General features: G+C 64.1%; 15 protein-coding genes. 6 read left to right on the top strand and 9 right to left on the bottom strand.

Annotated elements, in window-relative coordinates; all coding sequences use genetic code 11:
- Positions 1 to 71 precede the first annotated feature (71 nt).
- Positions 72 to 893, bottom strand: coding sequence for an outer membrane protein (locus AC0L3K_RS18485; protein ID WP_007603132.1), 822 nt, complete (start codon positions 891 to 893; stop codon positions 72 to 74).
- A 272-nt stretch (positions 894 to 1,165) separates the two neighbouring features.
- Entirely contained in the window at positions 1,166 to 1,870 is a 705-nt protein-coding gene (locus AC0L3K_RS18490) for an SDR family oxidoreductase (protein ID WP_035994733.1), read from the bottom strand.
- Between the two features lie 122 nt (positions 1,871 to 1,992).
- Here AC0L3K_RS18490 and AC0L3K_RS18495 point away from each other — a divergent pair, with 122 nt between their 5' ends.
- Positions 1,993 to 2,835 carry a GNAT family N-acetyltransferase gene (locus AC0L3K_RS18495; protein WP_007603129.1) on the top strand — a complete coding sequence of 281 codons (843 nt, stop codon included), beginning with the start codon at positions 1,993 to 1,995 and terminating at the stop codon, positions 2,833 to 2,835.
- A 1-nt stretch (position 2,836) separates the two neighbouring features.
- Here AC0L3K_RS18495 and AC0L3K_RS18500 read toward each other — a convergent pair whose 3' ends face one another.
- Positions 2,837 to 3,277, bottom strand: a complete 441-nt coding sequence (locus AC0L3K_RS18500) for a hypothetical protein (protein ID WP_007603127.1) — start codon at positions 3,275 to 3,277, stop codon at positions 2,837 to 2,839.
- 283 nt (positions 3,278 to 3,560) lie between these two features.
- Between AC0L3K_RS18500 and AC0L3K_RS18505 the strand changes: the two genes are divergently transcribed.
- Positions 3,561 to 3,845, top strand: coding sequence for a hypothetical protein (locus AC0L3K_RS18505; protein WP_007603125.1), 285 nt, complete (start codon positions 3,561 to 3,563; stop codon positions 3,843 to 3,845).
- Positions 3,846 to 3,898: 53 nt separating this feature from the next.
- On the opposite strand, the gene AC0L3K_RS18510 is transcribed toward AC0L3K_RS18505, so the two are convergent.
- The 6 genes from AC0L3K_RS18510 to AC0L3K_RS18535 form a co-directional block, all read right to left on the bottom strand.
- Positions 3,899 to 4,189: a hypothetical protein gene (locus tag AC0L3K_RS18510; protein WP_007603124.1), complete on the bottom strand. Its 291-nt coding sequence runs from the start codon at positions 4,187 to 4,189 to the stop codon at positions 3,899 to 3,901.
- A 20-nt stretch (positions 4,190 to 4,209) separates the two neighbouring features.
- Entirely contained in the window at positions 4,210 to 4,629 is a 420-nt protein-coding gene (locus tag AC0L3K_RS18515) for a curlin (protein ID WP_283843468.1), read from the bottom strand.
- 69 nt (positions 4,630 to 4,698) lie between these two features.
- A complete protein-coding gene (locus AC0L3K_RS18520; protein WP_035994730.1) occupies positions 4,699 to 5,076 on the bottom strand; it encodes a curlin in 378 nt (125 codons plus the stop codon).
- Positions 5,077 to 5,107: 31 nt separating this feature from the next.
- Positions 5,108 to 5,500, bottom strand: a complete 393-nt coding sequence (locus tag AC0L3K_RS18525; protein WP_035994727.1) for a curlin — start codon at positions 5,498 to 5,500, stop codon at positions 5,108 to 5,110.
- Between the two features lie 119 nt (positions 5,501 to 5,619).
- Positions 5,620 to 6,021 carry a hypothetical protein gene (locus AC0L3K_RS18530; protein WP_007603123.1) on the bottom strand — a complete coding sequence of 134 codons (402 nt, stop codon included), beginning with the start codon at positions 6,019 to 6,021 and terminating at the stop codon, positions 5,620 to 5,622.
- A gap of 165 nt (positions 6,022 to 6,186) precedes the next feature.
- Positions 6,187 to 6,846, bottom strand: coding sequence for a response regulator transcription factor (locus AC0L3K_RS18535; RefSeq protein WP_473366563.1), 660 nt, complete (start codon positions 6,844 to 6,846; stop codon positions 6,187 to 6,189).
- A 644-nt stretch (positions 6,847 to 7,490) separates the two neighbouring features.
- Between AC0L3K_RS18535 and AC0L3K_RS18540 the strand changes: the two genes are divergently transcribed.
- Genes AC0L3K_RS18540 through AC0L3K_RS18555 form a run of 4 tightly spaced genes read left to right on the top strand, consistent with a single transcriptional unit; the run spans position 7,491 to position 11,226 of the window.
- Positions 7,491 to 8,918, top strand: a complete 1,428-nt coding sequence (locus AC0L3K_RS18540; RefSeq protein WP_473366564.1) for an efflux RND transporter periplasmic adaptor subunit — start codon at positions 7,491 to 7,493, stop codon at positions 8,916 to 8,918.
- Positions 8,915 to 9,640 (top strand): ABC transporter ATP-binding protein, encoded by a 726-nt coding sequence (locus tag AC0L3K_RS18545; RefSeq protein ID WP_473366565.1) that lies wholly within the window; start codon positions 8,915 to 8,917, stop codon positions 9,638 to 9,640. The genes AC0L3K_RS18540 and AC0L3K_RS18545 overlap by 4 nt, the downstream gene beginning before the upstream one ends.
- The gene (locus AC0L3K_RS18550) at positions 9,637 to 10,860 is read left to right on the top strand and encodes an ABC transporter permease (RefSeq protein ID WP_106944263.1); all 1,224 of its coding nucleotides are present in this window, start codon (positions 9,637 to 9,639) and stop codon (positions 10,858 to 10,860) included. The genes AC0L3K_RS18545 and AC0L3K_RS18550 overlap by 4 nt, the downstream gene beginning before the upstream one ends.
- Before the next feature lie 48 nt (positions 10,861 to 10,908).
- A complete protein-coding gene (locus AC0L3K_RS18555; protein WP_035994724.1) occupies positions 10,909 to 11,226 on the top strand; it encodes a response regulator transcription factor in 318 nt (105 codons plus the stop codon).
- The last annotated feature ends 835 nt before the right edge of the window (positions 11,227 to 12,061 follow it).

The following is a 12,061-nucleotide window of genomic DNA, read 5'->3' on the forward strand; positions in this document are numbered from 1 at the left end:
CCCCGGCCCGCGAAAACTGGAAAGCCCCGGCCCCAGGCCGGGGCTTTCCAGCCAGGGATGGAACGGGATGCTCAGTATCTGGCGACGACCGGTCCGCCGAATTTGTAGTTCACGCCGACGCGCACGATGTTCGACTTGAGATCGACCGAGTGGGTGAAGAGGTTGGTCGGAAATGCGCCGCCAAGCAGATTGGTGCTGGTCACGGTGCTGCGTCCAAGATCGACGTAGAGATATTCCGCCTTGAGCGACCAACCGCCGCCGACGGCGTATTCGGTGCCGACGCCCGCGGTCCAGCCGAGGCGTGTGTCGCGGAATGCGGTCGACTCCGCCGCCGCGGCGAACGTGTCGGTGAAGTTGAAATTGCCCTTCACCTCGGCGATGGCCGCGCCGCCGGTGGCATAAAGCAGCCAGGTCGGAGCCGCGAGGAAGCCGATGCGGCCGCGGATCGTGGCGAGCCAGTCGGCCGAGACCTGCGAGGACACGGTGAAGCCGGTCGGGGCGCAGCAGGGATAGAGCGCCGAACCCGTCGCGCTGCCCTTGAAGCCGAAATAGTTGATGTCGCCTTCGAGGCCGAGCACGGCGTTATTGAGTTGCCAGTTGTAGCCGGCGGTAAAACCGCCCGTGACGCTGGAGCTGTTGACGCGCTGGGCGCCGACTGCCGCAATCGCGGAAACACTGGAGCTCGCGAAATAGGCGGCGGGATCGAACGCAGTCGAGGTGGCCGGATCGGCGCTGCCCCATTGTCCGCCGACATTGCCGCCGACGTAAAAGCCGGTCCAGTTATAGGCCGTCGCCATCATCGGCGCTTTGGTATAGTGCGCCGCGAGGTCGGCAGCCTGCAAGGATGCGGAGCCCAAGACAACCCCGGCAGCCGCCAGCAAAAACTTCTTCATTCCAGTCTCCTTGCCTCACGCGATTGATCTCGCGTTTCGAATGCGCGCGGGCGGAAGTTGTCCGGCGCAGATCGGGCATAGGGCGTGGACTGCTTGCCGTCTTGGGCTGCGGCGAAGTTCATAGCGACTGTGACGTAGTGCGGGCCGTGCGGCGCGCGAACGCGCGACGGGTGTGACCGAGGGGCCACGAGTTATCCCTCATCCGCGGCGCAGGACGCACGGCCGTGTCGCATCGCGACAAGGGCGCTAAACGCGATTCGAATCCCCGCGTCTCAGACCGAACGCGTCAGTCCGCCGTCGACGCGGATATTCTGTCCGGTGATGTAGGCCGCGCCGTCGGATGCCAGGAACGAGATCGTCGCGGCGATCTCCTCGACCTTGCCGTAGCGCCGCATCGGCACGCTGTCGCGGCGCGCATCTACCTGCGGCAGGCTGTCGATCCAGCCCGGCAGCACGTTGTTCATGCGAATGTTGTCGGCGCCATGGGTGTCGGTGAAGATCTTCGTGAAGGCGGCGAGGCCGGCGCGGAACACCGCCGAGGTCGGAAACATCGCACTCGGCTCGAATGCCCAGGCGGTCGAGATGTTGATGATGGCGCCGGCCTTCTGCGTCTGCATGATCGGCATCACCAGCCGGGTCGGACGGATCACGTTGAGCAGATAGGTGTCGAGGCCGGTGTGCCATTGCTCGTCGGTAATCTCCGTGATCGCCGCCCGGGGCCCATGGCCCGCGCTGTTGACGAGCACGTCGATGCGTCCCCATTTGGCCATCGCGCCATCGACCAGCCGCTTCAGATCGTCGTTCGACTTGTTGGAGCCGGTGACCCCCAGCCCGCCGAGCTCGGTTGCCAGCGCCTCGCCCTTGCCGGAAGAAGACAGGATGGCGATGCGAAAGCCGTCGGCTGCGAGCCGGCGCGCGGCCCCTGCCCCCATGCCGCTGCCGCCGGCGGTCACGAGTGCGACCTTCTCTGCTGCCATCTCTGCTGCCATGACCGATCATCCTCTATGATATCGTGGAGGCGAGCCGCGGGCTCGGCCTATCATGAGGCCTTCTACCGCCGGACCAGCCGGAAGGTCCACCGTCGAAAGCGACCTGAAAGATGAGCGATTTGCAGATCCGCAATTTGCGGCCCGAGGAGATCGCCATCGCGGTCGACTGGGCCGCGGCGGAAGGCTGGAATCCGGGCCTCTCCGATGCCGCCTGTTTCGCGATCCCGGACGCGAGGGGCTTCTTCGTCGGCGAGATCGACGGCGAGCCGGTCGCGACCGTCTCCTGCGTCAACTACGACGATCGCTTTGCATTTCTCGGATTCTACATCGTGCGATCGGGTTTTCGCGACAGAGGCCACGGCCTGCGCATCTGGAACGCGGCGATCGCGCATGCGGGCGCTCGCGTGATCGGCCTCGACGGCGTGGTGGCGCAGCAGGACAATTACAGAAAGTCCGGCTTCCAGCTTGCCTACGCCAATGTCCGCTATGGCGGCTTCGTCGCCGCGCCACCGAGGCCGCCCGCCGATGTCGTTGCGCTCGACACGATCCCGTTTACGTTCGTTGAAGCCGACGATGCCACGGTGTTCCCGGCTCCGCGCGGCGCCTTCCTGCGTGCCTGGATCGGCACATCAGGACATGTCGGTCGCGCGCTGCTGCGCGACGGCAAGCTCGCCGCATGGGGCGTGATCCGACCGTGCCGGGCCGGCCGTAAGATCGGCCCGCTCGTCGCCGACGATCGCGCGGCGGCGGACGCAATCGTGCAGGCCCTGCTGGCGAGCACAAACGGCGGCGAGATCTTCCTCGACGTCCCCGCCGTCAATCGCGAGGCGATTGCGCTCGCGGAAAAGCTCGGGCTGAAGCCGGTGTTCGAGACGGCGCGGATGTACACAGGACCGATCGCGCGGCTGCGGATCGACCGCGTCTTCGGCGTGACCAGTTTTGAGCTGGGCTAGCTCAGTAGCAGCGCATGATGTTGACGGTGTGCTCGCCGCCGCCGCGGCCGGGCACAGTCACCTGCTCCGTCGGACAGCTCGGCACGTAAGGCCGGTCGGACGGCACCACGTTCGGCGGGAAGCGATGCGTCCAATCCCAGGGAACGTCGTACGTATAGGTGTAGCGAACGTCGCTGGAGACGGGCTGGGCGGTCTCGGCGAAAGGCTGACCGTAGCCTGCATTGTCATAGTAGAACCCGCCGCCGCCCGGCCAGTAGACCCAGGGCGTGTTGCGGCCACGGAACCTGGCGCCCGGCGCAATCGGCGGACGCACCGCCGGACCGGAAGGCGTGGCGGCATGTGCGACGGCGCCACCGGGCCTGGCAAAACTGTCGCTGGGGGCAAGGAGCAGCGCGGCTGCGCTGAGCGAGGCGAGCAACGCCCCAAATGATCTGGACATCATGATACGCACCAACTCGTTTGGCTTCGCGGATAGCGGCTCCCCGCGACACGCTAGGCCGGGCTGTCGCCCACCCGCAAACGTATAATTAATTATTGGTTAAGGCACGGGATTAACAGGGAACAGACTGCGGCAAGACGCCCGGGAATCCCGACTGATGTGGCAGGTGTTCCGGGAAAACGGACTTCATAACCAGTTGATCGGAGTTGATCGCTTCGGCCGACAACGCCCGGAACGCTCCCGCACTGCGGTCGTTGGCTCCCGACACCAGCAAGGAGCATCTCCAATGCAGAACAAATCGAAACTCCTCTGCCTGATCACGGCTTCACTCGTCGCGGGCACGGCGGCCGCCTCGGCCCAGGGCTATGATTGGAACGGACCGCGCGCGGGATGGGACCGCACCGCTCCCGCTTACCAACCGGTTCAGCCACGCGCGTACTATCCGGATGTCGCCGGACCTTACGGTGCGCTCAACGGCACCAACCATCCGGCGCCGAGCTCGACGCAGGGCGATGTCGGCCCGGAGGGCAACAACAACGGCACCGTGACCGGCGTCTATCGCAGCTGGTAGCGCTCGCTCACGACGTGGCCCATCGTCCATCACGGACGATGGGCCTTCGTGCGTCAGCGGCCCTGCTGCTTGCGCAGCCAGTCCAGCATATCCTGCGGATTTCCGGTGCCCTGCGACACGATGGCGGTGTTGCCGCCGCTGCGGCGATAGACCGTCGTGCGCCCAGGCTCCTTCTCGATCTTGACCTCGGCCTGCGCCGGATCGCCGCTCTGGGTAATGACGGACGTGCCATTCTCGTCCTGAACAATTGTGGTATGGCCGTCACCCGACTCGCCAGCTCCGGCCGGCCCGGCTGTCATCGCCGTCATGATGCTCATTCCTGCTGCAAGTACGATGAACCTCATGTTGCACCTCACCTTCGCGATCACCGGCTGAACTGAAATATCGACAGCCAGTTGAAGCGCCCGAATTGTCGCACCGTTCCCGTGTTCATATCTCCGATCTGGAGCAGGAGGGCGTTGGTGGAATTGCCGACCTGAGTGATGTCGGCAATATTGCTCACGCCCGACTGACCGATCGCCACATTGGTGGTGCCACCCACCTGGATCACATCGACATAATTGCGCGTGCCGTTCTGGATGATCGTCGCATCGACTGTTCCCGTACCACCGATCTGGATGACACGCGCAATATTGATGCGGCTGTTCTCTTCGATCGTGACCGGCTGGACATCGTTGCCGAATTGCACGATCGTTTCGATGCTTACGTTCCGGTTTGTCACGCCGCGCTGGACGGATCCGGCGGATGCCTCGGACGCGACGCTGACGGCGAACAATGCCGCCAATGCCAGGAGTAGCCTAGCGCATTTCATCGCTTGCCCCCATTCCATTTCTGACGACGAGGCCGCGCCGGCTCAATGGCTATTCTGGACAACAGTCGCCGAGTTGAACGCACCGAACTGGGACAGGAAACTGCTGGTGGACTGGCCGGCCTGGCCGACGAACGCGATATTATTCACGCCCGCCTGCCCGACCGATGCCGACGTCGTCCCGCCGAATTGCAGGATTCCGGTCGCGTTGTTCGTCCCGTTCTGAGTGACGGTCGCGCTGGTGCTGCCGCCGATCATGAACACGCCGGCCATGTTGAGCTGGCTGTTCTGGTTCAGCACGACCGGCGGGCCGCCGAGCGACACGATGGTCTTGATGTCGGCGGTCTGGGCACCGGCCGAGCCGGCGCCCACGCAACACAAGGTGAGAAATGCGCCACAGGCGGCGCCTGAAAAATGCCTCATGACATGCCTCGCTATCGAAAAAGATTTGCGATCAAGGAGTCTGCTGCAAAATCGTCGAGCCGTTCAGAATTCCGAGCTGTCCGACGGCCGCCGCGTTGTTCGCGCCGATCTGGCCGATCAGGCTCGAATTGGAGCCACCGGCCTGGCCGAGTAACGCGGTGTTGGACGCCGTCGCGGTGGTGCCGCCCTGCCCGATTACCGAGGTGTTGACGGTCAGGAGCGAACCCATCTGCAACGTGGTCGCAGTATTGGTGGCGCCGAATTGCATCGTGGTGGCGCTGTTGTTGGTGCCGCCACTCTGCGAGATGAAGGAGTTGTTGGTGGTGCCGAATTGCAGCACGCTGGCCGAGTTGCCGGCCTGGGCATCGACGGCGGTCAGCAGGCTGAACGCGACGATCGTGGCAACGAGATATTTTTGATGCATGACATTTCCTCCGCGAAAGTCGGCGGACAAGCTCTTACCGAGTCGTCCCGCCCGAGGCGGTGCTTTCAAGGATGGCACGGACGCGCCGCAGTTGACGCGTCCGGCCAAACGGGGCTGGCTTAGTGCGCCGTCTGCGAGACGGTGCTGCCGTTGATGCCGAACACGCTGAGCTGTCCGACGGCGGCGGCGTTGTTCTGGAGCGCGGCAGGCCCGAACGAGTTCTGGGTGATCGCGCTGCCGTTGTTGCCCAACGCCACCTGGCCGGTCGTCGCCGAGTTCTGCACGCCGATCTGGTTCACCGTGCTGCCGTTGTTGAGCGAGACCGCGCTGGTGCCCTGCATCGTGGTCGCACTGTTGATGATGCCGAGCTGGCTGGTCGACGAGGTGTCGTTGGTGAGGCCCTGCTGCGAGACGCTGGAACCGTTCACGGCGCCCACTTGCACGGTGGTCGAAGTGTTGGCGGCCTGCGCGGCGGAGGACAGGGCGAGCACGGCAACGGAAGCAAAAAACAATTTGCGCATGGAATATCCTTTCTGGCTAAGTTCTCTGACTGGGTTCGGATGCCGTCTTGGAGGAGGCCGACATCGCAGGACAGACTTTGAACCGATCGTGCTGCGTGCGACAGACTGCAGTTCATGCTAATCGCTACGGACTAGACGTTGCACGGCGGCTTGGTGCCAGCGGCACTAGCTGTAAGGTTGTCCCGTGCCGATTCGTGACGTCTCTTCTTCGCGTCCCATGCTGTCGACCAACCGCACCACCTCGATCGGCGAACGAAGCTCCAGCTTTCGCATCATCCTGGTGCGATGGACCTTGGCCGTCACTTCGCTCACCCCGAGTCTCGCTGCGATCGGCTTGGCGACGAGACCTTCCGCCATCAACAGCATGATCTCGCGCTCCCTCGCCGTCAGCGTCTCGACGCGCTGGCGAGCTTCGCGCACGCTATCTTCGCGTTCGAGCCGCCTGCGGTCGCGCTCGATGCCATGCCTGATCGCGTCGAGGATCTCCTGCTCGCGAAAGGGTTTTGGAAGAAACTCGACTGCGCCGCGCTTCATGGCCTCAACCGAGACGCGGACGTCGGAATGGCCGCTGATGAAGACGATCGGGATGAGCACGCCGGTCTCGGCGAGCCGGCGCTGAAGCTCGAGGCCGGTCGGCGCCGTGCCGGGAAAGCGGACGTCGAGCACGAGGCATGAAGGTCCGCCGGAAATACTCTCCCCGAGAAACTCGTCGGTCGACGCAAACAATTTCACCTGGTGCCCGGTCTCCTCGCAGAGATTTCCAATCGCAGTTCGAATCTGAATTTCGTCGTCAATAATATAAACTGTAGCTTGACCTGAACTCATGGCAACGGGCTCCCCGGCTTGGGGCTCGATGAACAAGCAACGAGCCATCCATTCTTCTTGCAAGCGAGATCAAGGTGCTTGGATGAATTCGCGGGGATCGAGCGAGTCGCTCCGATCCGCCGCTTCGACGTCTTAGGGCCAACACCCGTTCAAGACGAGTGAAGGCGTTCACATATCGGGTTTCGTGATTGGGGGGATTCGCCCTCGCGACCTGCGGCATCATGGCGAGGCGCAATATCGACAATGCGACAATCGGGAGCGCAACGACCGGGAATGCGACGATCTGGCGTCGGAACTTCGGTATCGCCGACTGCGTCATGGCGTCGCCACCCACGTGCCGACTTGAACGCCCAGCGCTGGCCGCTTCGGCCAGAACAGACGGGACGTTCAGTCAGCTTGTCGAGTTCGATACCGCGCGCGTCATATCGATACGCTCCGTATGCATTTCCGGCAAGTCACGAAAGACAGCACCCCGCGGACTTTACTTCTGGATCATCAAGCGCGCCCGACCGTCGCCCCTACAGCGGCGACACACTGACGATCGACTGCGTTTTCTGAGATTTACAACCATAGCGCGTTTACAACCATAGCGCGATATTTGTCCTTGCCGCCAACGACGCCATTTCAAGAGGCGGGTTTTTGATATGCGATTTGTGCCAGTTATTGCCTTGCTCGGAACTGCATGTGGCCTCGCCGCGGTCTACGCCGCCCGGCCAGCCGTGATCAGCGACGCGGCCGGGAGCGCCGCGGAGAAGGCGGCCCGCGCCTATGAATCGACCCAGCGGCTGCTCAAACCCGTCGGGCGGGACGCACGGAGCTTCGGATCGGACGCCCCCGTATTCCGCTATGCCTCGATCCAGCGCGGCAGCATCGAGCAGACCATCACCGTCACCGGCGCCCTGCAGCCGGTCAAGACGATCGAGGTGGGTTCCCAGTTGTCCGGGCAGCTCGCCCGGGTCTATGTCGATTTCAACGACACCGTCACCAAGGATCAACCGCTCGCCCTGATCGATCCGCGCAGCTTTGCGGCCAAGGTCGACGAAGCCAGGGCGGCGGTGGCGGTGGCGAACTCCTTTGTCGACATCGAGCGGGCCAAGCTCGACCGCGCCAGGATCGATCTGCAAAACGCCAGGGGCAGCAGAGACGTCCTCGTAGCCAAGCTCGACAGCGCGCAGGCGGTCAAGGCGTCGGCGCAGAAGACCTTGCAGCGCAAGCTGGCTCTACAGTCACAAAACGTCGTGGCGGTAACGGCGGTGGATGACGCCCAGACGGAGTTCACCGCGAGGCTTGCCCAAGAGCGCGAAGCCGAAGTCCTCATGTCCCTGAACGCCTACTCAGTCGACGGCGCGCAGGCCGATATCCGCCGGATCGAGGCGGAATTGCAGCAGGCACGCATGGCCGTGCCGGAGAAGGCGGCCGTTCTCGCTGCCGCCCAGGCCGATCTCGACCGCACCGTGATCCGCTCGCCGATCGATGGCGTCGTCGTTGGCAGGTTCGTCAACGAGGGTCAGACGCTCGCGGTCGGACTGGAATCGCGCACCACGTTCGTGGTCGCGCACCGACTGGAGGACATGGAAATTCACGCGCAGGTCGACGAAGCCGATATCGGGCGTATCGCCCCCGACCAGCGCGCCCATTTCACGGTGGATGCCTACCCGGACCGCCGCTTCGAGGCGGTGGTGCGGCAGGTGCGCAAGGCACCGCAGAACCAGCAGCACGTCGTGACCTACACCGTCGTCCTGGCGACCTCCAATCTCGACGGCGCGTTGCTGCCCGGCATGACGGCCCTGGTGAAGATCGTGATCGAGCGGCAGGATGACGTGCTGAAAGTGCCGCTTGCCGCGTTGCGCTTCCAGCCCTCCGGCACGCAGCCGGATGCCGCGGCGCGCAGCGGGGTGTGGGCGCGCACCGCAAGCGGCTCACTCCGGCGTATTCCCGTGACTGTCGGCGCGGCCGGCACCGAACAGGTCGCGCTCAGGAGCGGAGACCTCGTCGAGGGCAGCCAGGTCGCCGTGGGTCAGGCCATCCGGCCAGCCGGCATGGAGTTTCTCGCCATCAGGTTCGGATCATGACGGCCCCCCAGCCCCTCATCAGCTTGCAGTCGGTCTCCAGGACCTATCGCGCCGACGGAGTAGCGGTGGCTGCGGTGCGCAATGTCAGCTTCGACATCGAACGAGGCGAGATCGTCGCGGTGATGGGACCGTCCGGCTCGGGAAAATCGACGCTGATGAACATGATCGGGCTGCTCGACCTGCCGAGCGAGGGTGCGCTCTATCTCGAGGGAGCCGACGTCGCCGATCTCTCGGAAGACCACCGGTCGTCCCTGCGCGCCCGCAGCATCGGCTTCGTATTCCAGTCCTACAATCTGCTCGCGCGCCACAATGCGATTGAGAACGTCGCGCTGCCGCTGGTCTATTGCGGCATCAGCCGCAAGGAGCGTCTGGCCCGCGCCGAGCAGAGCCTGGAGGCTGTCGGCATGGTGCACCGGGCCCACCACTTCCCACGGCAGCTCTCGGGCGGTGAGCAGCAGCGCGTCGCGATCGCGCGCGCTCTGATCGCCTCACCGCTGATCGTGCTCGCCGACGAACAGACCGGCGCGCTCGACAGCCGTACCGGCGCCGAGATACTGGCCCTGTTCGCCGCGCTCAACCGGACCGGCCAGACCATCGTGATGATCACGCATGATCCTGGGATCGCGACCCAGTGCCGGCGCACGATCCGCCTGCATGACGGCGCGCTCGTTGCTGACGAAACGCTGGCTCCGATCCTGCCGAAACGGAGTTCTGCGCCATGACGATGCTCCAGGGCTTTCAGATCGCGTTGCACGCCTTGCGCCTCAATCCGTTGCGCAGCATCCTCACCATGCTCGGCATCGTGATCGGCGTTGCCTCCATCGTGACCGTGTTTGCGATCGGGTCCGGCGCGCAGCTTCGCCTGCAGGAGCAGATTCGCTCGATCGGCGCCAACGTGCTGATGATCAACCCCGGCGCGGTCTACCAGGGCGGCGTGCGTCTCAAGGATGGCAGCAAGCTGACCATGACCGAGAGCGACGTGCAGGCGATTCTCGAGCAGATCCCCGAGATCCAGGCCGCGGCCGGTTCGATTGCAGGAACGGCGCAGGTCATTCACGAGAGCAAGAACTGGAACACGACCATCAACGGGACGACGACCGGGCACTTCATGGTGCGCGACTGGCAGCTTGCGACCGGGCGCTATTTTTCCGGCAGCGAGGAGGCAGGCGCCGGCAAGGTCGTGATCCTCGGCAGCACGGTGGCGCATGAGCTGTTCGCGCCCGGCGAGGACCCGATCGGCGCACAGATCAGGATCATGAAGGTGCCGCTCGAAGTGGTCGGCGTCCTCGATCGCAAGGGACCGGCGCAGGACGACGTTGCCTTCGTGCCGCTCACCACCGCCAAGCTGCGCTTCCTCGGCAGCGCAAGCAACATCAACCGGGATTCGGTCGCCTACATCATCGCCAAGGTGGCTGCGGACGGACAGATGGCGGGGGCGCGAACGGAGATCGAAAACCTGCTGCGGCAGCGGCACCGTATTCCCGCCGGCCAGGAGGACGACTTCAAGGTCCAGGATCCGGCCGCCGCCATGGAAGCGCAGCAGGGAGCGATCCGCACCGTCGCGCTCCTGCTCGTCGCCATCGCCTCGGTCTCGCTGCTGGTTGGCGGCATCAGCATCATGAATGTCATGATCGTGTCGGTCACCGAGCGCACGCGCGAAATCGGAATCCGCCGCGCGCTTGGCGGGCGGATGCGGGACATCCGGCTTCAGTTTCTCTGCGAGGCGCTCGTGCTCTGTCTGCTCGGCGGGGCGATCGGCGTCGGTGCCGGCGTCACGCTCTCGATGACGGTCGCTCGCATGGCAGGATGGATCACCTCGATTGATGGCCAGGCGATCGGCCTTGCCCTCGCCTTCTCGATCGCGACCGGCCTGATCTTCGGTTTTTATCCCGCCCACAAGGCATCCAAGCTCAGTCCGATCGAGGCACTCAAGACGGAGTGAGAACATGCTGGGGTGTTCGCGTCGACCAGAGGCCACGGAGGAGCAGTCATGAGTCCGGATTCGAAACATCCGATCACACCAACGCCACGCGAGCGGGACCTGATGATGCTGATCGCACGCGGAATGCAGAACAAGAACATTGCGTACGAGCTCAAAATCTCGGAGAACACGGTGCGGGCGCATATCGGCAACATCATGCGCAAATACCGCCTCCAGAACCGGACCCAGATCGCGATCATCTTTGCCCTGCAGGCGGCGCCGCCATCGCTTCGCCGCAACCTGGCCAATGGCGGCCGCAATTCCACGGCGGCAGCGCCGGCTAAGGCGGTCGCGCAGAATACGCCGGTGCCGACCGCGCCGGATTGACCGCTCCGGCCACAATCTCTTGCGTCGTCTCAGACGAAACACCCAAATCCGGGGTCAACGGACCGGCGACAAAATATTTCTCTTTATTAGAATTCGGATTTTTGTTAGGAATTTTCTCACTCCGACCCAAGGAAGAGGGGCGTATCGCGATCGTCACGAACGCGGGCCGGACGGCGGTGGACGTGGGCCACATCGGCGCGAAGGGTTTCGCAGGGCGGGCAACCGTGAGCGAAGCCGCCGCGCACACGACCGGTGTGATCGGCGTACGGCGAAATCGTGTGGTCCTGGCGCCCGGGGTCTGTGCGCCAAGCGTTGCGGTGATGTGGGGTGCCCAACCGGGCACACGGATCAGCCATCCGCAAGGCGACGGGGGCAATAGTGCATCGCTCCCCGGGGAGAGCGCGACATAAGCCGTAAAACCACTGCGCAGGGAAGGCCGGATGTTTTGGCTTCACCTGTATGCCGCTGTGCATTGTTCTTACGACAATCTCGCACAGTGGACCGCGGGTGCCAGCCGGCACCCGGTCTTCCCTGCGCCCTCTTTCAATCGAGGGTGAGGCGACGAAGCAAAGCTCGGGCGAATGCGCCGCGAGGATGCGAAGGTGCGTCTGCGATCGAAAATGTGAATGGAAGCGTGACGCTGCCGCCCAGAGACTCCGTCATTGCGAGCGCAGCGAAGCAATCCAGTCTGCCGCCGCGGAGAGATTCTGGATTGCGTCGCTGCGCTCGCAATGACGATGCTGATGCAGCGGTGCGCCAAAGCTTCGGTCTCACGCGCCTCCTACGCAACGCCTTCGCAAAACCGTCACAGTCTCTAACGCCCACTAACCAACGC

The sequence above is a fragment of the Bradyrhizobium sp. MI1.10 genome (genome assembly GCF_055811035.1).